This is a genomic window from Limimaricola soesokkakensis, from assembly GCF_900172345.1.
Taxonomy (GTDB): domain Bacteria; phylum Pseudomonadota; class Alphaproteobacteria; order Rhodobacterales; family Rhodobacteraceae; genus Limimaricola; species Limimaricola soesokkakensis.
In genome coordinates this window covers 232472-257087 of the sequence record NZ_FWFY01000003.1, presented here as the reverse complement: position 1 = coordinate 257087, position 24616 = coordinate 232472, and the positions used below count along the sequence as shown (strand labels likewise).

At 67.9% G+C, this 24616-nt stretch carries 22 protein-coding genes; 12 read left to right on the top strand and 10 right to left on the bottom strand.

Features of this window, described 5'->3' with window-relative positions; translation table 11 throughout:
- The first annotated feature begins 62 nt into the window (after positions 1–62).
- Positions 63–812: a triose-phosphate isomerase gene (tpiA, locus tag LOS8367_RS06620; protein ID WP_085895694.1), complete on the top strand. Its 750-nt coding sequence runs from the start codon at positions 63–65 to the stop codon at positions 810–812.
- 65 nt (positions 813–877) lie between these two features.
- On the opposite strand, the gene LOS8367_RS06615 is transcribed toward tpiA, so the two are convergent.
- The 5 genes from LOS8367_RS06615 to LOS8367_RS06595 all read right to left on the bottom strand — a co-directional run bounded on the left by LOS8367_RS06615 (position 878) and on the right by LOS8367_RS06595 (position 7272).
- Positions 878–2305, bottom strand: a complete 1428-nt coding sequence (locus LOS8367_RS06615) for a TRAP transporter large permease (protein ID WP_085895693.1) — start codon at positions 2303–2305, stop codon at positions 878–880.
- A gap of 2 nt (positions 2306–2307) precedes the next feature.
- Positions 2308–3000: a TRAP transporter small permease gene (locus tag LOS8367_RS06610; protein ID WP_085895692.1), complete on the bottom strand. Its 693-nt coding sequence runs from the start codon at positions 2998–3000 to the stop codon at positions 2308–2310.
- Between the two features lie 89 nt (positions 3001–3089).
- The gene (locus LOS8367_RS06605; RefSeq protein ID WP_085895691.1) at positions 3090–4094 is read right to left on the bottom strand and encodes a DctP family TRAP transporter solute-binding subunit; all 1005 of its coding nucleotides are present in this window, start codon (positions 4092–4094) and stop codon (positions 3090–3092) included.
- A 218-nt stretch (positions 4095–4312) separates the two neighbouring features.
- Positions 4313–5560: a sigma-54-dependent transcriptional regulator gene (locus LOS8367_RS06600; RefSeq protein ID WP_085895690.1), complete on the bottom strand. Its 1248-nt coding sequence runs from the start codon at positions 5558–5560 to the stop codon at positions 4313–4315.
- Complete coding sequence (locus tag LOS8367_RS06595; protein WP_085895901.1) at positions 5557–7272, bottom strand: sensor histidine kinase; 1716 nt, start codon at positions 7270–7272, stop codon at positions 5557–5559. Before LOS8367_RS06595 ends, LOS8367_RS06600 begins: the two co-directional genes overlap by 4 nt.
- Before the next feature lie 61 nt (positions 7273–7333).
- On the opposite strand from LOS8367_RS06595, the gene LOS8367_RS06590 reads away from it, so the two are divergent.
- Entirely contained in the window at positions 7334–8500 is a 1167-nt protein-coding gene (locus LOS8367_RS06590; RefSeq protein WP_085895689.1) for a cytochrome P450, read from the top strand.
- A 21-nt stretch (positions 8501–8521) separates the two neighbouring features.
- Here the strand turns inward: LOS8367_RS06590 and LOS8367_RS06585 are convergent, their stop codons facing one another.
- Entirely contained in the window at positions 8522–8983 is a 462-nt protein-coding gene (locus LOS8367_RS06585; protein ID WP_017928309.1) for an Lrp/AsnC family transcriptional regulator, read from the bottom strand.
- 141 nt (positions 8984–9124) lie between these two features.
- On the opposite strand from LOS8367_RS06585, the gene LOS8367_RS06580 reads away from it, so the two are divergent.
- The 5 genes from LOS8367_RS06580 to LOS8367_RS06560 all read left to right on the top strand — a co-directional run bounded on the left by LOS8367_RS06580 (position 9125) and on the right by LOS8367_RS06560 (position 13197).
- A complete protein-coding gene (locus tag LOS8367_RS06580) occupies positions 9125–9424 on the top strand; it encodes a DUF2849 domain-containing protein (RefSeq protein ID WP_085895688.1) in 300 nt (99 codons plus the stop codon).
- 2 nt (positions 9425–9426) lie between these two features.
- Complete coding sequence (locus tag LOS8367_RS06575; protein ID WP_085895687.1) at positions 9427–11109, top strand: nitrite/sulfite reductase; 1683 nt, start codon at positions 9427–9429, stop codon at positions 11107–11109.
- Positions 11099–11842 carry a phosphoadenylyl-sulfate reductase gene (locus tag LOS8367_RS06570; RefSeq protein ID WP_085895686.1) on the top strand — a complete coding sequence of 248 codons (744 nt, stop codon included), beginning with the start codon at positions 11099–11101 and terminating at the stop codon, positions 11840–11842. Before LOS8367_RS06575 ends, LOS8367_RS06570 begins: the two co-directional genes overlap by 11 nt.
- Before the next feature lie 64 nt (positions 11843–11906).
- The gene (locus LOS8367_RS06565; protein ID WP_085895685.1) at positions 11907–12314 is read left to right on the top strand and encodes a DUF934 domain-containing protein; all 408 of its coding nucleotides are present in this window, start codon (positions 11907–11909) and stop codon (positions 12312–12314) included.
- 52 nt (positions 12315–12366) lie between these two features.
- Positions 12367–13197, top strand: coding sequence for a ferredoxin--NADP reductase (locus tag LOS8367_RS06560; RefSeq protein WP_085895684.1), 831 nt, complete (start codon positions 12367–12369; stop codon positions 13195–13197).
- Between the two features lie 107 nt (positions 13198–13304).
- Here the strand turns inward: LOS8367_RS06560 and LOS8367_RS06555 are convergent, their stop codons facing one another.
- Positions 13305–13892 carry a hypothetical protein gene (locus LOS8367_RS06555; protein WP_085895683.1) on the bottom strand — a complete coding sequence of 196 codons (588 nt, stop codon included), beginning with the start codon at positions 13890–13892 and terminating at the stop codon, positions 13305–13307.
- Between the two features lie 248 nt (positions 13893–14140).
- Between LOS8367_RS06555 and infC the strand changes: the two genes are divergently transcribed.
- On the top strand, positions 14141–14617 hold the full coding sequence (infC, locus tag LOS8367_RS06550; RefSeq protein WP_242665519.1) for a translation initiation factor IF-3: 477 nt from the start codon (positions 14141–14143) through the stop codon (positions 14615–14617).
- Positions 14618–14869: 252 nt separating this feature from the next.
- Here the strand turns inward: infC and LOS8367_RS06545 are convergent, their stop codons facing one another.
- On the bottom strand, positions 14870–16906 hold the full coding sequence (locus tag LOS8367_RS06545) for an OmpA family protein (protein ID WP_085895681.1): 2037 nt from the start codon (positions 16904–16906) through the stop codon (positions 14870–14872).
- Between the two features lie 240 nt (positions 16907–17146).
- Between LOS8367_RS06545 and LOS8367_RS06540 the strand changes: the two genes are divergently transcribed.
- The 4 genes from LOS8367_RS06540 (at position 17147) to LOS8367_RS06525 (ending at position 21633) form a co-directional block, all read left to right on the top strand.
- Positions 17147–18100 (top strand): hypothetical protein, encoded by a 954-nt coding sequence (locus LOS8367_RS06540; RefSeq protein WP_242665518.1) that lies wholly within the window; start codon positions 17147–17149, stop codon positions 18098–18100.
- 63 nt (positions 18101–18163) lie between these two features.
- Positions 18164–19216, top strand: coding sequence for a dihydroorotase (gene pyrC, locus LOS8367_RS06535; RefSeq protein ID WP_085895680.1), 1053 nt, complete (start codon positions 18164–18166; stop codon positions 19214–19216).
- Between the two features lie 37 nt (positions 19217–19253).
- Entirely contained in the window at positions 19254–19928 is a 675-nt protein-coding gene (locus LOS8367_RS06530) for an orotate phosphoribosyltransferase (RefSeq protein WP_085895679.1), read from the top strand.
- A gap of 211 nt (positions 19929–20139) precedes the next feature.
- Entirely contained in the window at positions 20140–21633 is a 1494-nt protein-coding gene (locus tag LOS8367_RS06525; protein WP_085895678.1) for a replicative DNA helicase, read from the top strand.
- Between the two features lie 4 nt (positions 21634–21637).
- Here LOS8367_RS06525 and cueR read toward each other — a convergent pair whose 3' ends face one another.
- Positions 21638–22024 carry a Cu(I)-responsive transcriptional regulator gene (cueR, locus tag LOS8367_RS06520; protein WP_085895677.1) on the bottom strand — a complete coding sequence of 129 codons (387 nt, stop codon included), beginning with the start codon at positions 22022–22024 and terminating at the stop codon, positions 21638–21640.
- Positions 22021–24474 carry a heavy metal translocating P-type ATPase gene (locus tag LOS8367_RS06515; RefSeq protein WP_085895676.1) on the bottom strand — a complete coding sequence of 818 codons (2454 nt, stop codon included), beginning with the start codon at positions 24472–24474 and terminating at the stop codon, positions 22021–22023. Before LOS8367_RS06515 ends, cueR begins: the two co-directional genes overlap by 4 nt.
- Positions 24475–24616: the final 142 nt, after the last annotated feature.

The window sequence follows — 24616 nt, the reverse complement described above, 5'->3', positions numbered from 1 at the left end:
CTTTTGCCGATCGGGCATTTGGTCTACACAGGCGCAACTCTTCACATTCGAAAGGACGGCACATGGGTCGCAAACTGGTCGCGGGCAATTGGAAGATGAACGGCACCAACGCCGATCTCAAGGAGATCGAGGCGCTCGGGATCGCCTGGGCCGCGCCGCGCGTGGACATCGTGATCTGCCCGCCCGCGACGCTGCTGTCGCGCATGGCCTTCAGCCTGGGCGGCCAGCCGATCCGGGTCGGCGGCCAGGACTGCCACGCCAAGGAAAGCGGCGCCCATACCGGTGACATCTCGGCCGAGATGCTGAAGGATGCGGGCGCGCGCTACGTGATCCTCGGCCATTCCGAGCGCCGCGCCGATCACGGCGAGAGCGACGCCATGGTCCGGGCCAAGGCCGAGGCCGCACACAAGGCGGGGCTCACCGCGATCATCTGCCTCGGCGAAAGCCTCGCGCAGCGCGAGGCGGGCGAAACGCTCGACGTAGTGGGCGGCCAGCTCGCGGCCTCCCTCCCCGATGGCGCCACCGCGGCCAACACCGTCGTCGCCTACGAGCCGATCTGGGCGATCGGCACCGGCAAGGTGCCGAGCCTCGAGCAGATCGCCGAAGTGCATGGCGCCCTGCGCGCCGGGCTCAAGGAGCGTTTCGGCGAGGACGCGGAGGGCATCCGGCTGCTCTACGGCGGCTCGGTCAAGCCCGACAACGCCGCCGAGATCTTCGGCGTCGAGAATGTCGACGGCGCGCTGGTCGGCGGCGCCAGCCTGAAATCCACCGATTTCTCGCCCATCATCTCGGCGCTCGAATCCTCGCTCTGAGCGATGCATCCGCCAATAAAAAGGGCGCCCCTCGGGGCGCCCTTTTGCATTTCTGGCCTTGCGCGTCAGTTGACGATGATCTCCGGACCCATCGTGGCATTGGGCAGCACGGTGGAGATCCACGGCACGTAGGTGATGATCAGCAGGAACACGCCCAACACGGCGAGGAAGGGCAACGCCGCGCGCACCACGCCCATCACCGACATGCCGGCCACGCCGGAGGTGACGAAGAGGTTGAGACCCACCGGCGGAGTGATCATGCCGATCTCCATGTTCACCACCATGATGATGCCCAGATGGATCGGGTCGATGCCGAGCTGGATCGCGATCGGGAACACCAGCGGCGCGACGATCACCAGAAGCCCCGAGGGCTCCATGAACTGGCCGCCGATCAGCAGGATCACGTTCACCACGATCAGGAAGGTGATCGGGCCGAGACCGGCGCCCAGCAGCGCCTCGGCGATGTGCTGCGGGATCTGCTCGTCGGTCAGCACGTGCTTGAGGATCAGCGCGTTGGCGATGATGAACATCAGCACGATGGTCAGCTTGCCCGCCTCGAACAACGTGGCGCGTGTATCGCGGTGGATGAAGCCGGTGCCCAGCGCCCATGGCGCGCGGTAGAGCGGCGTCGGCTTGCCGCCCTTTTCGCGGGCCGCGAGCGGCCCCATGTCGCGATAGACGAAGGTCGCGACGAGGAACGCATAGACGGCGGCAACGGCAGCGGCCTCGGTCGGGGTGAAGGCGCCCGGTGCCCAGACGATCGGGAAGCTGGCCGAGAAGTCGATCCAAGGGTGGCCATAGATGCCGCCCATGATGATCGCGATCAGGAACAGCCCCCAGAACGCCTCGCGGAAGCTGGCCCATATCTCACCCCAGCCAAGCCACTCGCCCGCCGGCATGTCCTTGATCCGCGCCATGACATAGATGGTGATCATCAGCATGACACCGGCGAGGATGCCGGGGATCACGCCCGCGAGGAACATCCGGCCGACAGAGACATCGGTGGCCGAGGCATAGACCACCATCACGATCGAGGGCGGGATCAGGATGCCCAGCGTGCCAGCGTTGCAGATGACACCGGCGGCGAATTCGCGGGTGTAGCCCACCTGCCGCATCGCCGCGATGACGATCGAGCCGATCGCGACCACGGTGGCCGGCGATGAGCCCGAGAGGGCGGCGAACATCATGCAGGCCAGCACGCCCGCGATGGCGAGACCGCCCTTGAGATGGCCGACGCAGGCGATGGCGAAACGAATGATCCGCTGCGCCACGCCGCCGGTCGACATGAAGGAGGAGGCAAGGATAAAGAAGGGAATGGCCAGCAACGAGGGATGGCCCGCCATGGACTGGTAGAGCGACTGCGCGATCGAGGCCAGCGAGGTCTCGGAGAACATGAGCTGGAAGACGATCGAGGACAGGCCCAGCGCGATGGCGATCGGCACGCCGATCAGCAGCAGGCCCACGATCATCAGGAAGAGAAAGACGACTTCCATGGTCAGGAGAGCTCCCGGTTCAGATGCGCGGCGTCGGCGACCGCGTCCTCGGCTTCGTGGCTGACGATCAGGCTCTCGGATTCGCCCTTCCAGATGCGGATCGTGGCCTGGATCAGGCGGAACAGGATCAGGGCGGCCGAGATCGGTAGGATCAGGTAGGGAATGACGCGCGGCATCTTGGAGTAGCGCTCGTCGTAGTTGATCCAGCCTTCGAGGAAGCGCAGCCAGTCGAACATCGGGATTTGGTCGGTCTCGAAATAGGACGTGGTGCGCGCCTGCGTGTCGAAGCCGGTGGGCAGCCAGATACCGGTGGTCTTGGGCAAGTCCGCGAAGGGTGCCCAGTAATCCCAAGCCCCCTTCAGCAGCAGCACGCCATAGGCCAGCGAAGCGGCGCAGGCGACGAGCGCGACGATCCGGCGACCGCGCTTGGGAAGCAGGTTGATGACCGCGTCCACGCCCAGATGCGCGGTGATCTTGAAGCCGTAGGCGATGCCGAACAGCACCAGCCATGCGAACAGCGTCAGCACCGTCTCGAGGCTCCAGATGATCGAGCTGTTGAAGCCGTAACGCATGATGACGTTGGTGCAGGTGAGCAGCGTCATCGCGCCGAGCAGGAAGGCGATCATGCCTTCCTCGAACTCCTCGACGATGCGCCCGAAACGGCCCCTGCCGGGCCTGCTGTGGACGGCGTTCATCCCCCGTGTCCCTTCGTGTTCGGTGTTGCGGATAAGCGAGGGGCCGGGCCGCATGGCGGCGGCCCGGCCCCTGCCCCGATCGCGCGGGCTTACTTGCCGGCGTTCTGCGCCGCCTCGATCATGTCGGCGCCGACCTCGTCCTCGAACTGTGCCCAGACCGGCTTCATGGTCTCGACCCAGGCCGCGCGCTGCTCCTCGGTCAGCTCGCGGATCTCGCCGCCGGCGTCGAGGATCGCCTGACGCGCCTCCTCGTCGACCTGGGTGACGGCGGCGTTGCGCTCGGCGGTCACCTCCTCGGTGATCGTCACCAGCTGCTCACGCACCGCCGGGTCGAGGCTGTCGAGGAAGTCGACGCTCGCCACGACCATGTAGTCGAGCACGCCGTGGTTGGTCTCGGTGATGCCGTCCTGCACCTCGAAGAACTTCTGGCCGTAGATGTTCGACCAGGTGTTCTCCTGACCATCGACGACGCCGGTCTGCAGCGCGCCGTAGACCTCGGCGAAGGCCATCGGCTGCGGGCTGGCGCCGAGCGCCTCCATCTGCGCCACCAGCACGTCGGAGGGCTGGACCCGGAACTTCAGACCTTGGGCGTCGGTCGGCTCCAGCAGCGGCTTGTTGGCCGACATCTGCTTCATGCCGTTGTGCCAGAAGCCCAGACCCTGCACGCCACGGCGCTGCATCTTGTTGAGCATCTCCTGGCCGTCCTCGGAGGCCTGGAAGGCGTCGACGGCGGCGATGTCATCGAACAGGAACGGCAGGTCGAACAGGCGGTAGGCCTTGGTGATCGACTCGAACAGCGACAGCGACGGGGCGGCCATCTGCACGTCGCCGCGCAGCATCGCCTCGATCACCTGCTCGTCGGTATAGAGCGTGGAGTTCGGGAAGACCTCCATGCACATCGTGCCGTCCATCTCCTCGTTGACGCGGGTCTTGAGAAGCTCGGCGGCGATGCCCTTGGGGTGCTTGTCGGTGTTGGTGACATGGCTGAACTTCACCACGGTCTCACCGGCGTCGCAGCCCATCGGATCGGCCTGTGCGGCCTGCGCGACAATGCTCAGCGCCGCGGCGGTGGCGGCGAGGGAAAGGTATTTCATGCGTCTCCTCCCATGAGACTTCTGTTTCGTCGGCGCCGAGCAAACAGGCACCCCGCCTACCGCTCAAGCGGGAAACTGCGCATCACCTCACAAGTCATAAAGTCATGTAGTTCTATAATCTTAGGGAACATTCCTAAGGTATGGAATCCTGGTCGCGCCCGAAGGCTGCGCGGTGTTCCGCACACCTTTGCCTAAAGACTGTGCGACAATCCGCACAGTCAGTCGCGACGATAGTCCTCGGCCCGCAGGCCGTGGCGGCCGAGCTTGTCGTAAAAGGTCTTGCGCGGCAGTTTCAGCGCCTCGGCGGTCCGGGTGGCGTGGCCGCCATGCCGGCGCAGCGCCTCGATCAACAGCGACCGCTCGACCCGGGCAAGCTGCTCGGCGAGGCCGCCCCCTTCGTTCTCCGACGCGGGTTCGTCGAGGCCAGGATCGAGCCCCATCGCCACCCGCATCGCCACGCTGGTGAGGGCCCGCGCGTTGCCCGGCCAATCGCGCGCCATCAGCCGGGCCAGCAGGTCGGGATCGATCTCGGGCATGGGGAGGTTGGCCTGCTCGCAGGCTTGCGCGACATAGTGCCGGAACAGCACCGGGATGTCGTCGGGCCTCTCGCGCAGCGGCGGAATGGTGACGCGCATTAGGTCGAGCCGCCAGAACAGTTCGGGGTTGAGCCGCCCGGCCTCGGCCTCTGCCCCCGGATCGCGGGTGCTGCCGCCCAGCACGCGCGGGCGGGCATCGCCGCCCTCGAGCCGACCCAGAAGCGCGTATTGCGTGCCCGGCGGCAGCGTCGTGACCTCGTCGATATAGAGCGTGCCGCCGCCCGCTTCCTCTATCGCCGCCGCGAGCCCGGCCTCGTCGAGCGCCGCGCCGGTGCGCTTGACGAAGGGCGCGCGGGCCGAGGCCGAGAGCAGGTGGATCACCTCGGCCACCTTGGAAGTACCGCTGCCGGGCGGGCCGCAGACCAGTGCTTCGGCCGAGGCCCGTGCGATCGCCCGCACGCGCTCGCGCATCGCCTCGGCCTGGGCCGAGCGGCCGACCAGCATCCGGGATGCCGCGTCGCCCGCGACACTCGCCGCCCGCGCCCGGCGCGCCGCCAGCACCTCCGCGCGCAGGCCCAGCGCCTGCCGCACAGCGGCGACGAACTCCTTGGGGCCGCAGGGCTTTTCAAGAAACGCATGCGCGCCCTGCTCCATAGCCCGCACTGCCATCGGGATGTCGCCTTCGCCGGTCAGCAGGATCACGGGCAGCTCGGGATCGACCTCGCGGGCGCGCTCCAGCAGGTGGAATCCGTCGCGCCCCGGCATCCGGATGTCGGTGACGATCACCCCGTCGAAGCCCGGCGTGATATGATCCTTGGCCGCGACGTAGGAGCCCGCGAGGATCGGCTCCAGATCGGCGAGCTCCAACGTCTGGCCCAGCGCCTCGCGCACCTCGCGGTCGTCATCGACCAGCAACACCCGCTTCGTCATGCCGCCTCGCTTGCCTTCGCGAGATCGAGTTCCACGGTGAACTCGGCCCCGCCCTCCTCGTGGTTGCGGCCCCGGATCGCGCCGCCGAAGCTCTGCACGAGCCCATAGGAGATCGAGAGCCCGAGGCCCATCCCCTCGGAGGCGCCGACCTCCTTGGTGGTGTAGAACGGATCGAAGATCCGGTCCGGCTCGCCGATGCCGGGCCCGGTGTCGCGCACCGTGAGACGGGCCCGGTCGCCCAGTTGCGCGATCTCGATCGCGAGCCGCTTTTCCTCGCGCCCTTCCATCGCGTCGATCGCGTTACCCATGAGGTTCAGCACCACCTGCTGCAGCCGCACCTCGCCACCGCGCACTGGGACCGACGCCTTCGGCGGGGTCCAGTCCACGGTCACCTCGGCCTGCCGTGCCCGCGCCATCGCCATCTCCAGCGCCGCCTCCACGACCGCCACGAGGTCCACTTCGACCACCGCCGCGCTTTCCTGCCGGGCGAATGCGCGCAGGTTGCGGATGATCCGGCCCATGCGGCGCGCCAGCTCGGATATCCGTTCGAGATTGCGGCCCGCCGCTTCCGCATTGCCACGCGAGAGGAAGGTCTCGGCATTCTCGGCAAAGCTGCGGATCGCCATCAGCGGCTGGTTCAGCTCATGGCTGATCCCGGCCGACATCTGGCCCAGCGCCGAGAGCTTGCCCGCCTGCACCAGATCGGCCTGCGCGCGCCTGAGCCGCGCCTCGGCGGCGGCGCGTTCGGCCACCTCGCGCTGCAGGCTGGCATTGACCGCCTGCAACGCCACCGTGCGCCGCGCCACCCGCTCCTCGAGCCGGGCATTGGCGCGTGCCAGCGTGTGCCGCCGGATCGTGGCAAGGAACAGCAGCGCCCCGAAGGCGAGGCAGAGCGCCGCCGCCGCAGAGGCCTGCAAGAGCGCGATGCGGCGCGCGGGCGCGGTGTCGAGAAGCGCCTCGCCGGTCAGGCCGATCACCGGCAAGGGCTGCGACAGGTGCAGGCCCCGCTCGGGCAGATAAGGCCCGGCGCGCATTCGCCAGATCTCGTGCCCGGCCTCGCGGACGCGCCCGACTAGCCCCAGATCGCTGCGCCCGACCAGCTCGGAGCGGTTCGAGACGAAGACCTCTCCCGCATCATCGGTGAAGAACAGCGCCGGCGGATCGCCGCGCCAGCCCGCCTCGATCGCCTCGACATCGGTGACCACCACCACGGCGCCCGCGACCGGCCCGTCGGGCGAGAAGATCGGCGCGGCGAAGAGGAAAATCCGCCGCCCGTAACGGCGGCTCGACAGATGCGCGACGCCAAGTGCCCCGTCCATCGCCCGCTCGAACCACGGCGTGCCGGCATCGCCGCGCCGTGCCACGGAACCGGCCGCCGCGATCTGCCGACCGAACCGGTCCAGCAGCACGATGTCGAGCGCGCCGGTCATGTCGGCGGTCTGGCGCAGCAGCGCCGTGGCCCGCCCGCCATCCGGCCCGTCGAGACGCGGCGCGAGGTAGGGATGCCGCGCGGTGAGAACCGAAAGCTGGCGGTAGCGCTGCAACTCGCTGGTGAGCCTGTCCGAAGCCAGCGCGAGATCCGAGGCGCCCCGTCGCGACATCTCGGACAGCGCGGCGCGATAGCCCCAATGCTGCACCGCCAGCGCCAGCGCCGCCACCAGTGCTAGAAATCCGAGCACCCGCAGCGCCCGCCTGATCCGCGACCCGTCCATGACGCGCATCATATCGTCTGCGCGCTTGCCAAGGCCAGAGCCACGGGCCAACCTCCCGATCATGCAGGAATTGTCCCAATCCCCGACCGAGCCCGCCTTCGTGCAGAACCCCTACCCGTTCTATGACCGGGCACGGGCGGCGGGGCCGCTGTTCCGCTGGAGCGAATACGACATGGCCTGCGCTACCTCGCATGCCGCCGTTTCCGCGATCCTGCGCGACAGGCGCATGGGCCGCGAGGTGCCGCTGGAGCGCGCGCCCGAGATTCCGCAGCATCTTGCCGCCTTCTATGCCTGCGAGGCGCATTCGATGCTTGAGCTGGAGCCGCCCGCCCATACGCGGCTGCGCGGGCTGGTACTGCGCGCCTTCACCTCGCGCCGCGTCAACGCCTTGGCGCCCGAGATCGAGGCGCTGTGCCACCGGCTGATCGACGGTTTTCCGCAGGGTCCGTTCGACCTGCTCGACGCCTATGCGCGACAGGTGCCTGTGATCGTCATCGCCCGTCTCATGGGCCTGCCCGAAAGCCGGGCCGACGACCTGCTGGCCTGGTCCAACGCGATGGTCGGCATGTATCAGGCCAAGCGCACTCGCTCGATGGAGGACGCCGCCGAGATGGCGACGCAGGCCTTCTGTGACTTCCTTGCGGTCTACATCGCCGAAAAGCGCCGCAATCCGGCCGACGACCTGATCTCGGAACTGATCGCCGCCGAGCAGGAGGGCGAGAAGCTGAGCACCGAAGAACTGGTCTCGACCTGCATCCTGCTCCTGAACGCGGGCCACGAGGCGACGGTGCATAGCTTGGGCAACGCGGTGCGCACCCTGTTGATGCATGACCACCGCGAGATCGACGGGCCCTGCGTGGAGGAGTTGGTCCGGCTCGACCCGCCGCTGCACATGTTCACCCGCTGGGTCTACGAGGATCTGGAGATCTTCGGCCATCGCTTTTCGCGCGGCGACCGCATCGCCTGCCTCTTGGGCGCGGCCAACCGCGACCCGGAGGTCTATCCCGACCCGCACCGCTTCGATCCTACGCGCCGTGGCCCGGCGCATCTGGGCTTCGGCGCGGGCATCCATTTCTGCGTGGGCGCGCCGCTGGCGCGGCTCGAGATGCAATGCGCGCTGAGCCTGCTGATGCGCCAATGCCCCGATCTGGCGCTGGCCAAAGAGCCGCGCTACTCGGACCTCTACCACTTCCACGGGCTGGAGCGACTGATGGTGCGCGCGTTCTGACGCCGGATCACCGCCCGCCGATCACAGCGGCAGCGCCACCGTCGACTTGATCTCCTCCATCGACAGGAGCGCGGTGACGCTCTGCACCCGCACTTCGGCGATCAACGCCTGGTAGAAAGCGTCATAGGCGCGCGCGTTGCGCACCCGCACCTTCAGGATGTAGTCGATATCGCCCGCAAGCCGGTGCGCCTCCTGCACCTCGGGCCGGTCGCGCAGCGTGGCGAGGAACTTGGCCTGCCAGTCGGCTTCGTGCGCCGAGGTGCGGATCAGCACGAAGAAGCAGGCCTCGAAGCCCAGCGCCTCGGCATCGAGCACCACGGTCTGCGGGCCGATGATGCCGCGCTCGCGCATCTTGCGGATCCGGTTCCACACCGGGGTCTTGGACGAGCCCACCGATTTGGCGATCTCGTCGAGCGAGCGACCCGCGTCGCGCTGCAACTCGATCAGGATCTTCCGGTCGATCTCGTCAGGCTGGAACGACATTCGCGGCACTCCTCGGTTTTGGAACGCATGTCCCCCGGAAGGCTTCCAGAAGAACACGCATTCCTTATCTGCCCGGACGGGTGGCCAAAAGCAAGACATCTGTCCTATATCGACAGCAGAACACAGGACGGAGATCGCGCCATGCCCCGCAAGTTCACGCCCAAGGTCGTGACCGCAAACCGCCTTCTCGAGGGCGACGCCGTCTGGCTGACCGCCGACGGGCGCTGGACTCCGGACATGCGCGAGGCCGAGCTGATCGACGAGGAGGCGCATGCCGAGCTGCGGCTGCTGGCGGCGCAAAGCCAGGCCGATATCGTCGTCGGTCCCTATCTCGCCGATGCCAAGCCCGGCGCCGAGGGCCCCGAGCCCACGCATTTTCGCGAAACCTTCCGCACCCGCGGTCCGTCGAACTACGCCCACGGCAAGCAGGTGGAGCTCTGAGCATGTATCACTACAACGACTTCGACCGCGCCTTCGTCCAAGAGCGCGTGAACCAGTTCCGCGGCCAGGTGGAGCGCCGGATCGACGGCTCGCTCAAAGAGGAGGAGTTCCGTCCCCTTCGCCTGATGAACGGCCTCTACCTGCAGCTGCACGCATACATGCTGCGCGTGGCGATTCCCTATGGCACGCTGAATTCCGACCAGATGCGCACGCTGGCGCTCTTGGCCGAGAAGTGGGATCGCGGCTATGGCCATTTCACCACGCGCCAGAACATCCAGTACAACTGGCCCGCCCTGCGCGACGTGCCGGACATGCTGCAGGCGCTGGCCGATGTCGGCCTTCACGCGATCCAGACCTCGGGCAACACGATCCGCAACGTGACCGCCGACCATTTCGCGGGCGCGGCTGCCGACGAGATCGCCGATCCGCGCCCCGTGGCCGAACTGCTGCGCCAGTGGTCGACCGATCACCCGGAATTCCAGTTCCTGCCGCGAAAGTTCAAGATCGCCGTGACCGGCGCCGCGCATGACCGCGCGGTGATTCAGGCCCACGACATCGGCATCCAGATCGTCGAGAACGCCAAGGGCGAGATCGGCTACAAGGTGTTGGTCGGTGGCGGCCTCGGGCGCACCCCGATGATCGGCAAGGTGATCGAGGAGTTCGTCTCTCAGGAGGATCTGCTGCCCTACTGCGAGGCGATCGTCGCCGCCTACAACCTGATGGGTCGGCGCGACAACAAGTACAAGGCGCGCATCAAGATCACCGTCTTCGAGAACGGTCTCGACGCTTTCCGCGACGCGGTGAACGAGCAGTTCGCCCGCACCAAGCCCGCCTTCTCGGGCGTCGACGTGAAGCTGTTCGAGGAGATCCGCGCCCAGTTCGCCCCGCCCGCATGGCGCAACGCGCCGGTCGAGGCCTATGACGCGGCCTATGCCGCCGACCCGCTGTTCCGCAGCTGGGCCGATACCAACCTCGCGCAGCACCGCGCCGAGGGCTACGCCATCGTCTCGGTGTCGCTCAAGAAGCCGGGCCAGACGCCGGGCGATGCCACCGCCGAGCAGATGCGGGTGCTGGCCGACCTCGCCGATCTCTACGGGCACAATGAGCTGCGCATCAGCCACGAGCAGAACGTGATCATCCCGCATGTCCACAAGTCGGACCTGCCGGCGCTTCACGCCAAGCTGCGCGAGCATGACCTCGCCGCGGCCAATATCGGGCTGGTCTCGGACATCATCGCCTGCCCGGGCATGGATTACTGCGCGCTGGCCACGGCCCGCTCGATCCCGGTGGCGCAACAGATCGCGCTACGCTTCGAGGAGCTGAAGCTCGAGCATGACGTGGGTCCGCTCAAGATCAAGATCTCGGGCTGCATCAACGCCTGCGGCCATCACCATGTCGGCCATATCGGCATCCTCGGACTCGATCGCGCGGGCGTCGAAAACTATCAGGTGACGCTGGGCGGTTCGGGCGACGAGACCGCGAGCATCGGCGAGCGCGCCGGCCCCGGTTTCTCGGCCGAAGAGATCGTGCCCGCGATCGAGCGCCTGGTGCTGGGCTATCTCGACCTGCGTTCGGGGCCGGAAGAGACCTTCCTCGCCGCCTATCGCCGGCTCGGGGCCGAGCCATTCAAGGCCGTGCTCTACCCCGAGCAAGAGGCGAAGCGGGAGCGGGCTGATGCTGCATGAGACACCGCATCGCATCGACGAGACCGTCCGTGACCTGAACGCCCGCTACCGCCACCACGGCGCGACCGCGGTGCTGGAAAAGGCGCTGGCCGAGCACGCGCTCGGCCGGATCGCCCTAGTCAGCTCGTTCGGCGCGGAATCGGTCGTGCTGCTGCATCTCGTCTCGGTGATCGACCGCACCACCCCGGTGCTTTTCGTCGACACCGAGATGCTCTTTGCCGAAACGCTGGCCTACCAGATGGAGCTGACGGAGCGGCTGAACCTCAAGAACGTGCGCACCATCAAGGCACGTCCCGAGGCGTTGGCCGAGCACGACCCCGAGAACCTGCTGCACAAATCGAACCCCGACCTGTGCTGCGCGATCCGCAAGACCGAGCCGCTGCAGCGCGCGCTCTCGGGTTTCGACAGCTGGATCACCGGGCGCAAGCGCTACCAGGGCAAGACCCGTGCCGCGCTCGAGTTCTTCGAGAACGAGGACGACCTGCGGATCAAGATCAATCCGCTGGCCCACTGGACCAGCACCGACCTGCAGGACTATATCGCCGAGAACCGCCTGCCCCGTCATCCGCTGGTGGCGCAGGGCTACCCCTCGATCGGCTGCGCGCCCTGCACCAGCAAGGTCGCGCCCGGCGAAGACCCCCGTGCCGGACGCTGGCGCGACAGCGAAAAGGAAGAGTGCGGCATACATTTCGTGAACGGAAAGATGGTGCGCGGCAAACCCGCCGAGGCCTGAAACCGACCCGGCGAGACCGCAAATTGAAGACTGATGAACAGGGGCCCGGCCCCGAGAGGACGAGATGACCGTGATCGTGACCGACAAGGGCTTCGCCCCAGACGACTTCACCGGCAGCTTCGTGCCGCTGGCCGAGGTGAGCGCGGCCGACACCGCCGTCGAGATCGCCCCCGGCGACGACCCGCGCGAGCTGGTCGGCCGCCTGGGCGAGATCGCCGCCATCCGGGTGCTGTTTCCCGCCTTTTCCGACGGGCGCGGCTTCACCCATGCGCGTGACCTGCGCTCCTTGGGCTTTACCGGTCGGCTGCGCGCCGCGGGCCACGTGATCGCGGATCAATACGCCATGGCCCGGCGTTCGGGTTTCGACGAGGTCGAGATTTCGGACGATCTGGCGCAGCGCCAGCCCGAGGACCAGTGGCGCGCCCGTGCCGACTGGCAGGCCCATCACTACCAGGCACGGCTGCGCGGTTGAGCCGCCTTTACCCGTAACGCCTCCTCCCCTATTCGAGCCGAACGAGAAAGACATGACCGAGCAAAGCCCAGTGACCCAGACCAACGCCGCCCGCGTCGCACAATCTCCCGACGGTCAGGTCGTGACCGCCGTGCGTCACTATACCGACAGCCTGTTTTCCTTCCGGATCACCCGGCCGGCGAGCCTGCGCTTCCGTTCGGGCGAATTCGTGATGATCGGCCTGATGGGCGACAACGGCAAGCCGCTGATGCGCGCCTATTCCATCGCCTCGCCGAACTGGGACGAAGAGCTGGAATTCTACTCAATCAAGGTCGCCGACGGCCCGCTGACCTCGAAGCTGCAGCACATCCAGGAGGGCGACCACGTCATCCTGCGCCCCAAGCCGGTGGGCACGCTGGTGCATGACGCGCTGATCCCCGGCAAGCGGCTGTGGCTGTTCTCGACCGGCACCGGCTTCGCGCCCTTCGCCTCGCTCTTACGCGATCCCGAGACCTTCGAGAAGTTCGAGCAGGTCATCGTCACCCATACCTGCCGCGACGTGGCCGAGCTGACCTATGGCCGCGAGCTGGTCGAGAGCGTCAAGACCGACGAGATGCTGCGCGAGCTGATCGGCGAGGAGAACCTCGACAAGCTGGTCTACTACCCGACCACCACGCGCGAGGAGAGCCCCAAGATGGGCCGGATCACCCACCTGATCGAGAATGGCGAGCTGTTCTCGGATCTGGGCGTGCCGGCGCTCGACCCCGAGACCGACCGCGCGATGGTCTGCGGCAGCCTCGCCTTCAACCTTGACATCAAGGCGCTTCTGGAAAAGGCGGGGCTGCGCGAGGGCGCGAATTCCGACCCCGCCGAGTTCGTGATCGAGAAGGCCTTCGTCGGCTGAGCCCGACCACTCCGACATGAAAAAAACGCCGCGCGGAGCGATCCGCGCGGCGTTTTCGTTTTACCTTGCTGGCGAAGGGCGGCCCGGGCCTCCGGGCCGCGCCACCGTCACTCGACGCCCAGCTCGGCGCGGATGTCCTCGAGCAGCGAATCGCGGATCGCGGGATAGCGGCGCGCGCGCTCCAGCGCGGTGGCCAGCTGCTCGCGGCGCTCGCTCTCGAGCGCGCTGTCGGCGATCGCCTGCTGCACCGCCTCGTAGTCGAAGGTTTCGGGCTTGAGCGCCGCGTCGAGGATCGCGAGACCTTCATTGCTGCCGGCGGCCTCGGTGCCGAGCGTTTCCTCGGCCTCCTGCTCGACTTCTTCGGCGAGGTTCACATCATCCATCAGGATCACCGGCTCCTCTCCCTCGGGCGCGGGGATGGTCTCTTCCTCGACCTCTTCGGTCAGCGCCTCGGTATCGGCGGCACCGCCTTCGGGCGGGGTGATCTCACCGGCCTCGTCATTGGGGGTGATGTCGGCGGCGGGCGCTTCGGCTTCTTCGCCGGCGATGTCGGCGGTCGGCGGCTCCGCCAGCTGGCCGACTTCCTCGTCGGTGGCCTGATTGGTCGTGACCTCGGCGTCGTCACCGCCCCAGATCGTAGTCACCACGACGACCGCGAGCACCGCGGCGGCGATGATGCCGACAATTTTCATCATTGCGCTCATCCTTGCTGAAATTCCTGAACCTTTGTCGGCCCACATAGCACGGGTCATGCCAGATGCCACCGCGGGAGGGAAGCGCAACAGGCGTATTGGCCTTGTTTTGCGGCTTGAAACGCACTACCGGGGCGATTACCTTTCGCCCTACCCAATCGAACAACCGAAGGACGTGCACCATAGCCCGCAGACCTCATAACGCGCCGCCAACGCGCGACACCGGCCCCCGCGTCAACGATCGTATTCGCGTGGCCGAAATCCGACTGATCGGACAGAACGGCGAGAATATCGGCGTCGTCACCCCCGAGCGTGGTCTGGCCCTCGCTGAAGAGGCCGGTCTCGACCTCGTCGAGATCTCGCCCAACGCCACGCCCCCGGTCTGCAAGATCATGGACTTCGGCAAGTTCAAATACGAGACGCAGAAGAAAGAGGCCGAGGCCCGCAAGAACCAGAAGACCTTCGAAATCAAGGAGGTCAAGTTCCGCCCCAACACCGACACGAACGATTACGACGTGAAGATGCGGAACGTGCTGCGGTTCCTTGAAGGCGGCGACAAGGTCAAGGTCACGCTGCGCTTCCGGGGCCGCGAGATGGCGCACCAGGAGCTCGGCCGCGAGCTGCTCGAGCGCGTCGCCTCCGACGTGTCCGAGATCGGCAAGGTCGAGAACATGCCGAAGATGGAAGGCCGCCAGATGGTCATGATGATCGGGCCGACCCAGAAATAAACCGCTTCGCGCGCATGCGCTGATGCGAAAGGCCGCCCATCGGGGCGGCCTTTGTCGTTTCCGGATCCATTCCGACTACGACGAGACCGTGAAATGCACAACTGACAGCTGATTCGGCTGGGACTGCCGAAACGGAATTGGCGCCCGGATTGCGGAGCGGTTGCCGATATGGAGCGGCTTGGCAGAACGCGAACGGGCCGCTCCTTTCGGAGCGGCCCGTCCTCTTTGGGCGCGAAGCCCCTCAGTTCGGTCTTATTGCGCCGACGCCACCTGCTGCAGCAGCGGCGTGATCCGACGCACCGAGGCGCGGCGGTTCGCCTGCACGTCGCCCTCGCTCTCGACCTTCAGGAACCGCTCGCCATAGCCCTGCACCACGAGATTCTCGGGCGGGATGTCGAAGTTCTCGGTCAGCGCGAGCGCCACCGTCTCGGCCCGGCGATCCGACAGGGCGAGGTTGTAGGCGTCATTGCCCACGGCATCGGTATGCCCCTCGATCAGGAACACCTCGCGCGGGTTCTCGGCCAGCCGATCCTCGATCGCGAGACCGAGATCGACCAGGGTCGAAGCCTGCTCGGGCCGCAGCGCCGCCGATCCGGTGGCGAATGTCAGCGTGTCGAGATCGATGGCCGGCACCAGCGAGCGCACCGCTTCGATCTCGCGCACCTGCCGCAGACTGTAGTTGCGCCCCGTATCGACCGCGGCCTCGGCGCGCAGCGCCTCCAGAAGCGCGGCCCGGTCGGCCTCGGCCGCCGAGAGCGTCACCGGCGCGGGTTCGATCTCGCGCAGCGCGCGCACATCGACCGGCTCAGTCTGGGCCAAATCGTCGAACAGCTCGATCTCGGTGCCGTCGGCGAAGATCCGGCTGCGGCGCAGCACCCGACCCTGCGCATCGCGGATCGTCACCACCTTGGTGCCGTCCTCGCGGGTCAGCGTGGTGCGGGTCGAGCCGTCATTGAACGTCTCGGTCCGCAGGTCGGCACCGGGCTGACGCAACAACGCGTCGTCGTCGCGGTAGATCTCGAGCCCGTCATCGCCCTCGACCACGACCCGGTCGCCGGTATTGGCGACGACCTCACGGCCGTTGTTGAGCAGCGAGCCGACGGCCACGGCGCCGATGCCCAGGAGCAGCGCCTTCTGGAAGTCCGAAAGACCGTCGTCCTTATCCTTATCCTTATCCTTGGCCTCGGCGACCTGCGCCTCGGCCGCGGCATTCGCGTTCACCTTGGCGGCGAACTCCTCGTCGCTCTGACGCGAGTTCTCCTCGTCGATCTCGGTCTCGGTGACCTCGGCGACCTCGGCCTCGTTCGAGGCGGCCGCCGCTGCGACAGCCTGCTGCGGCTCCTGCGCGGTCGGGTCGACGTCCTGCTCTTCGGCATTGGCGCGGCGCTCGGCACGGCGGGCCTCACGCTGGGCTCGGCGCGCTGCGCGCTCTTCGGGGGTCAGCTTCGGCGCGGCCTCTTCGGCGGCACCGGCTTCGGCCTGCTCGCCTTCAGCACTGCCTGCCTCGGCCTCAATGGCAGCCTGCGCCTCAGCTTCGATCTCGGCCTGCTTGGCGGCTTTCTTTGCAGCTTTCTTGGCAGCCTTGCTCTCTGCCTTGTCGGCAGCAGCCTGCTCTTCGGCTTCGGCAGCAGCCTGGGCCTCTGCGTCGGCTTCGGCCTGCTGTTCGGCCTCGGCTTGCGCCTGTGCCTCTGCAGCAGCCTCGGCCTCTGCCTGCGCTTTAGCCTGCGCTTCTGCTTCGGCCTGTGCCTCGGCCTCCTGACGGATCTGCTCTTCGGCTGCGGCGCGTTCGGCGGCCTGCGCCTCCTCGGCGCGCGCTGCTTCTTCGGCCGCCTGTGCTTCGGCCTCGGCCAGCGCCTGTTCGGCCTGTGCCTCGCCCTGCGCGGCGGCACCGGTCACGGCGTCAGCAGCCGCATCGGCGGCGCCTTCGACCGCCTCGGTGGCCGTGTCCGCTGCATTGGCAGCGGCCCGGCCCGCGGAACGGGCGGCGCGCAGCGCCTGCTGGATCGCTTCGCGGTCGCCGCTCAGCAGAAGGTCGAAATCGAGACCGGCCTCCGCGGCCGTCTCCGCGTCGATCTGGCCGGATTCGGCGAGCTTCTGCAGCACGCGGGCCCGCAGTTCGATCAGCGGCGTGCCTTGTGGATCGGCTTCGCCTTCGCAGGGCGGGGTCGCCCCATCGGAGCAGAACAGCGCCTCGCCGCCCTGCTGGGCAGAGGCCAGCGGCGCGAGGTTCGGCAGCATGAGCGACAGGCTGGCCACGAGGGCCGTGGTCGTGCGGTAGCTTCGTTTCATCAGAATCTCCTCTCGGACCGCTCCGCGTCGGACGGGACCGGCATTGCCAGTGCAACGCGGGCGGTGGCGGCATGGGTCCGTGAGGGGCCGCGCTATGCAATAACAGCGTGGCGTCATGGGATGGTCGCGGCGCCACAGGACGGAATAAGAGCACCGGCCTTGCCAATTTCCGCCGTAATCGCGCAGGATTTTAGAAAGCCAAGGGACAGTCCCCACCTCCCCCAGCCGCTGGAGCGCCAGATGAACGAAATGTTGCCCGATCCGGAGATCGATCTGAGCGGCCTGCCCATTGAGGCCTGGCAGCAGGGCATCGACGCGATCGGCGAGGAGCATGGCTATTACGAGCGGCTCGGATCGGATCACGCGGCGCTCTTCATCGATGCCGGGCCGCGGCTGCTGGTCAGCTTCGAAACGCGCGACGCGATTCGCCGCAGCCCGCGCGGCCTGCCGCGCGGCTTCGAGATGCTGCAAAGGACCGGGTGGTCGCTGTTGGTGCTGATCTGCGACAACGAGGGATGGTTCAGGGCGCCGCGCGTCTGGAACTATGTCGACCGGCTGATCGACGAGGGCTTCTTCGAGGATTTCGAGCGGGTGCTGTTCTACGGCCACCACGCGACCGGCTATGCCGCCGCCGCCTTCTCGGTCGCCTCGCCGGGGGCACGGGTGCTGGCGTTGCGCCCCATCGCCACGCTGGACCCGGAGGTGGCGGGCTGGGACCGGCGCCACCTCGCGGCGCGCCGGCTCGATTTCACCAGCCGCTACGGTTACGCGCCCGACATGATCGACGCCGCCGAGCGGGTGACGGTGGTCCATGACCCGCGCCACGCCGCCGACGCGGTCCACGCCGCGCTGTTTCGCAGGCCGAACGTCACGACGCTGCGCGCAGCCCATGCTGGGGCCCGGCTGGAGCAGATCCTCGATCAGGCGGGCCTCATCCCCGCACTGCTCGAACTGGCGATGGAGGACCGGCTCGATCGCGCGGCCTTTGCCCGGCTCTGGCGCGCCCGACGCGATAACGCGCTCTACCTGCGCGGGTTGCTGCGACAGCTCGAATCGGCCGACCACCCGGCCCGGCTGGCGCGGCTGTGCCGCCACGGCCTCACCACGCCCGAGGCCGCGCATTATGCGCGCCGCCTCGAGGCGCTGCCCGGGGCCGCGCCACGCGCCGCGGGCCCGGTTTCGCGCGCCAGCTGACCCGAGGACCGTGAGGGTCGTGACCTATGGTCAGGCCGCGCGGCCCGGTGTAGGAGGTCGGCCATGAAAGACCTACGCCCAGACCGGATCACGATCCGCCGCCCGGACGACTGGCACCTGCACCTGCGCGACGGCGCGATGCTTCGGGCCGTGGCTCCGGAGAGCGCCCGCCATTTCGGCCGGGCCATCATCATGCCCAACCTCGTGCCGCCCGTGGTTACCGCCGCGCAGGCCGAGGCCTATCGCGAGCGGATCCGCGCCGCCCTGCCCGAGGGATCGGGCTTCACGCCGCTGATGACCCTCTATCTCACCGAGGATACCGATCCCGAGGACGTGCGCGCGGCGCATCGCGCGGGCATCGCGACGGCGGTGAAGCTGTACCCGGCCGGTGCCACCACCAACTCCGCCTCCGGCGTGCGCGACTTCGACAAGGTCCGCCCGGTGCTCGAGGCGATGGCCGATATCGGCATGCCGCTCTGCGTGCATGGCGAGGTGACCGATTCCGCGATCGACATATTCGACCGCGAGGCGGTGTTCATCGACAAGGTGCTGAAGCCGATCCGCCGCAAGACGCCGGAGCTGCGCGTTGTCATGGAGCATGTGACCACCGCCGACGCGGTGGATTATGTGCGCGACAGCCCACGCAACCTCGCCGCGACGATCACCACGCATCACCTGATCATCAACCGCAACCACATCCTCGCCGGGGGCATCAAGCCGCATTACTACTGCCTGCCGGTCGCCAAGCGCGAGCGGCACCGCGTGGCGCTGGTGCAGGCGGCGGTCTCTGGCGATCCGCGCTTCTTCCTCGGCACCGACAGCGCGCCGCACAGCGATCCGGCCAAGCTGCAGCCCTGCGGCTGCGCCGGGATCTTCACCGCGCCCAACACCATGTCCTGCCTCGCCGAGGTCTTCGAGGCGGCGGGCCGGCTGAACCACCTTGAGGCCTTCGCTTCGCTCAACGGGCCGCGTTTCTACCGGCTGCCGGTGAACGAGGACACGATCACCCTGGTGCGGGGAGAACCCGTGACCTACCCCGCGCGGATCGAGACCGGCGACGGCCCCGTCACCGTGTTCGACCCCGGCTTCGCGCTGCACTGGCGCGTCGAAGACTGACACTCCCCCGACGCATTCCCTACACGAAGAGTTCGAGATGATCCCCACCGGCTACCCCCCGAAGGACGAGATCGCGCGGCTGACCGCGCGGATGCTGCTGGAAATCGGCGCGGTGAAGTTCAACGCGACCGAGCCCTTTACCCACGCCTCCGGCAAGCAGGCGCCGACCTATGTCGATTGCCGCATGCTGATCTCGTTTCCGCGCATCCGCGCCACGGTGATGGATTTCCTCGCCGTGTCGATCATGCGCGAAGCGGGCTTCGAAGCCTTCGACAACGTCGCGGGCGGCGAGACCGCGGGCATCCCCTTCGGCGCGATGATCGCCGAGCGCCTCGCGCTGCCGATGACCTATGTGCGCAAGAAGCCGAAGGGCTATGGCCGCAACGCCCGAATCGAGGGCGTGATGACCGAGGGCCAGCGCGCGATCCTGGTCGAGGACCTGACCACTGATGGCGGCTCGAAACTGAGCTTCGTCGAGGCCATTCGCGAGACCGGGGCGTCCTGCGACTGGACCGCCGTGATCTTCTATTACGGCATCTTCGAGGGCGTGACCGAGGCGCTGGCGGATAAGGGCATCGGGCTCATCCATCTGTGCACCTGGTGGGACGTTCTGGCCGAGGCGCGCGCTTCTGAGGCATTCGATGCCGAGACCCTCGACGAGGTCGAACGCTATCTCCGCAACCCGACGGGCTGGGCGGCGGCGCGTGGCTGAGAGGTGACGGTCGGCCAGCAATGGCCGACCTTACCTGCCCCCACGGAAACCAGATATTGACCCGAAGCAGCGATCCGCGCCAAGATGTGGCAGGGCGCGGCTTCTCCACCGGTTATCCACAGCCTTATACAAGTTGCGTCCCCGCCCCGTCGCATCCTATCAGCGACGATACGCGCCGCGGGCACGGCGCGCGGGCCAAGGGGTAGCAGCGATGAACGAGATCACGACATTCCGTCCGGGTGCGCTCGAAGAGGCGAAGCCGGACCAGATGCCGCATTCGATCGAGGCCGAGCAGCAGCTTCTGGGCGCGATCCTCACCAACAACGACGTGTTCGACCGGATCGCGATGATCGTGTCGAAGGATCACTTCTACGATCCGGTCCACGCCCGTATCTTCGACGTCGCCGCCCAGCGCATCGCCAAGAACGCGCTGGCCTCGCCGGTCACGCTCAAGACCTTTCTCGAGGATGACGAGGGGCTCAAGGAACTGGGCGGCCCCGCCTACCTCGCGCGGCTCGCCGGCGCCGCGATCTCGGGCTTTGCCGCGCGCGACTACGCGCAGATGATCTACGACCTGGCGATCCGGCGCGAGCTGATCATGCTCGGCCGCGACATCGCCGATCGTGCCGCCAAGGTCGAGGTCTCCTCCGAGCCCAAGGAGCAGATCGTCGAGGCCGAGCAGAAGCTCTACAAGCTGGCCGAACAGGGTAGCTCGGAATCGGGCTTCCAGTCCTTCCTGCGCGCCGTGACCGACGCGGTGAAGGTCGCCAACGCCGCCTATCAGCGCGACGGCGGCCTCGCCGGCGTTTCCACCGGTCTCGTCGATCTCGACAAGAAGCTCGGCGGCCTGCACCGCTCGGACCTTCTGATCCTCGCCGGGCGCCCCTCGATGGGCAAGACCTCGCTCGCGACCAACATCGCCTTCAACATCGCCAAGGCCTACAAGCGCGGCATCACCCATGACGGCACCGAAGGCGCCGTGAACGGCGGCGTTGTCGGCTTCTACAGCCTCGAGATGTCGGCCGAACAGCTGGCGGCGCGTATCCTCTCCGAGGCCTCCGAGGTACCGTCCGAGCAGATCCGTCGCGGCGACATGACCGAGGCCGAGTTCCGCCGCTTCGTCGATGCCGCCAAGCAGCTCGAAAGCTGCCCGCTCTACATCGACGACACCCCGGCCCTGCCGATTTCCCAGCTCGCCGCCCGCGCCCGCCGTCTCAAGCGGACGCACGGGCTCGACGCGCTGTTCGTGGACTATCTCCAGTTGGTGAAGGGCACCGGCAAGGGCGAGAACCGGGTGAACGAGATCTCCGAGATCTCCCAAGGTTTGAAGGCCATCGCCAAGGAACTCGACATCCCCGTGGTCGCGCTGTCGCAGCTGTCGCGTCAGGTGGAAAGCCGCGAGGACAAGCGGCCGCAGCTTTCGGACCTGCGGGAATCCGGCTCGATCGAGCAGGACGCCGACGTGGTGATGTTCGTGTTCCGCGAGGAATACTACAAGGAGCGCGAGAAGCCGGGCGACCACGAGATGGACAAGATGGCGGTCTGGCAGGACGAGATGGAGCGGCTGCACGGCAAGGCCGAAGTCATCATCGGCAAGCAGCGTCACGGCCCGATCGGTTCGGTCGACCTCAGCTTCGAAGGCCGCTTCACCCGCTTCGGCAACCTCGTAAAGCCCTGGCAGGACGGCGGCCCGCGCGAGTTCTGAGCGTTCAGCCCCCTGCAAGATCCTTGAGAATCGGGCAGTCCGGCCTCTCGTCTCCGGCGCAGGCCTCGATCAGTTCGCCCAGCGTCGCGCGCATTTCCTTCAGCCGCGCGATGCGGGCGTCGATCTCCTTGGCATGGCGCTGGGCAAGGCCGCGCACCTCGGCGCTGGCCCGGCCCCGATCCTCGTAGAGCGACAGCAACATGCGGCAGTCATCGATCGAGAAGCCCAGGGATCGGGCCCGGGCCAGAAAGGCGAGCTTGTGCACCTCCCTGTCGCCGAAACGACGATAGCCATTGGCATCGCGATGCGGCGCGACCAACCCGATATCCTCGTAGTAGCGGATCGTCTTGGCGGGCAGCCCAGCCCGGCGCGCGGCCTCTCCGATGTTCATGACGTCTCTCCCATGACGGGTTTCATGGCCCGCAGCCGCAGCGCGTTCGACAACACCAGCACCGACGAGACCGACATCGCCGCCGCGGCCAGCACGGGCGAGAGCAGCATGCCGTTCCACGGGTAGAGCACTCCTGCCGCCACGGGGATCAGCGCGACGTTGTAGCCGAAGGCCCAGCCGAGGTTCTGCCGGATGTTGCGCATGACCTTGCGGCTGATGGCCAGCGCATCGACCGCCGCGCCGATCCGGCCCGAGGACAGCACCACCTCGGCGCTCTCGATCGCGACCTCGGTGCCTGATCCCATGGCGATCCCGACATCGGCCGAGGCCAGCGCCGGGGCGTCGTTGATGCCGTCGCCCACGAAGGCCACCGGGCCGCGCGCGCGCAGACCCTCGATCGCGGCGAGCTTGCCCTCGGGCAGCACTTCGGCCTCGACATGATCGATGCCGAGATCGGCGGCGATGGCCATGGCGGTGGCGCGGGTGTCGCCGGTGATCATCGCCACCTCCAGCCCCATGTCGCGCAACGCCGCGACGGCGGCGCGCGCCTCGACGCGAACCGGATCGGCCACGGCCAGCGCCGCCACCGCCACGCCGTCGATCGCGACCAGAACGGGCGTGCGCCCCTTCTCGGCCTGCGCCCGGGCCAGCGGTTCGAGCCGCGCAATATCGATCCCCGCCTCCGAGAGCAGCCGGGCATTGCCGACCAGAAGCGCGCGTCCGCCAATACGCCCCCTAAGGCCGCGCCCGGGCACCGCCTCGACGGCCTCGGCGGCTTCCATCTGCAGCCCGCGCGCCTGCGCGGCCGCCACGATCGCCGCCCCGAGCGGGTGCTCGGACTGCCGCTCCAGCGCCCCGACAAGGGCGAGGGTTTCCGCCTCGTCATGTCCCGGCAGCAGATCGAGATCGGTCAGCGCCGGGCGGCCTTCGGTCAGGGTGCCGGTCTTGTCGAAGGCCACCATGCGCACCCCGTCGAGCGCCTGCAGCGCATCGCCGCGCCGGAACAGCACGCCGAGCGTGGCCGCGCGCCCGGTGCCGACCATGATCGAGGTCGGCACCGCGAGGCCCATGGCGCAGGGACAGGCGATGATCAGCACCGACACCCCGGCGACCAGCGCATGGGTCAATGACGGCTCGGGCCCGAAGACCAGCCAGAGCACGACGGTCAGCACCGCTAGCCCCAGTACCGCCGGTACGAAGCGCAGGGTGATGCGGTCGACCAGCCCCTGGATCGGCAGTTTCGCCCCCTGCGCCGCCTCGACCATGCGGATGATCCCCGCGAGGCGGGTTTCGGCGCCGACACGGGTCGCGCGCACCCGCAGGACGCCGGTGCCGTTGACCGTGCCGCCGGTGACGGCATCGCCCGCGCGCTTGGCCACGGGGAGCGGCTCGCCGGTCAGCATCGCCTCGTCGACCCGGCTCTCGCCCGAGATCACCTCGCCATCGGTGGCGATCCGGTCGCCGGGTCGCACCAGCATCACGTCGCCGGGCTGCAGATCGCCCCCGTCGATCTCGATCGTCTCGCCATTGCGCTCGACGCGCGCGACCGGGCTTTGCAGATCCACCAGCGCGCGGATCGCGGCGCCGCTGCGGCCCTTGGCCCGCGCCTCGAGCGCCCGGCCCAGGAGGATCAGGGTGACGATCACGCCAGCGGCCTCGAAATAGACCGCACGCGCCGCCTCCGGCAGCAGGGCAGGCGCGAAGGTAGCGACGCTCGAATAGCCCCATGCCGCCAGCGTGCCGAGCGCCACGAGGCTGTTCATGTCGGGGGTACGGCGCCACAATGCCGGCAATCCGCGCGCCAGGAACACCCGGCCCGGCCCCGCCAGCACCAGACTCGTCAGGACGAACTGGATCAGCCAGCTTCCCTGCATGCCGATCGAAGACTCGATCGTCATGTGAAAGCCCGGAACCATATGCGCGCCCATCGCCAGCACCACCACCGGCAGGGTCAGCGCCGCCGCGATCCAGCTGCGGCGGCTCAGATCCGCCGCCTCCTCGGCCTTGCGATCACGAGGTGCCTCCATGGCAGCCCGATCCTCGGCGTCCCGTGCCGCGTAGCCCGTGGCCTTCACCGCCGCGATCAGTTCCGGCATTCCGGCCGATCCGACGAAGCGTTCGAGCTCGGCCGTTTCGGCCGCGAGGTTGACCCGCGCCGCGATCACCCCCGGCACCGCGGCGAGCGCGCGTTCCACCCGACCCGAGCAGGAGGCGCAGGACATGCCCTCGACGCGCAGCCGCACCGTCTCGCGGCGCACCGGGTAGCCCGCGCGGTCAAGTGCCGCCACCAGTTCCGCCGTCTGCCCGCCCAGCACCTCGGCCCGCTCCGAGGCGAGGTTCACGCGCGCCTCGGTCACGCCCGGTACGGCGCGCAGGCTGCGCTCCACCCGGCCGACGCAGGAGGCGCAGGACATGTTGTCGATCTGGAATGCGAGCGGTTGGACGGTCATCCGGCGATCCTTTGGTGGGCCGGTGCGACATCTAGGGTTCCAGTCATGGGAAGGTCAAGGCGTGGCCTCGCCTGTCATCGGATAACAGGGGGCCGGACTTGACCCGACCGCCCAGCGCCCCCTCATATCGAATGCACATCTT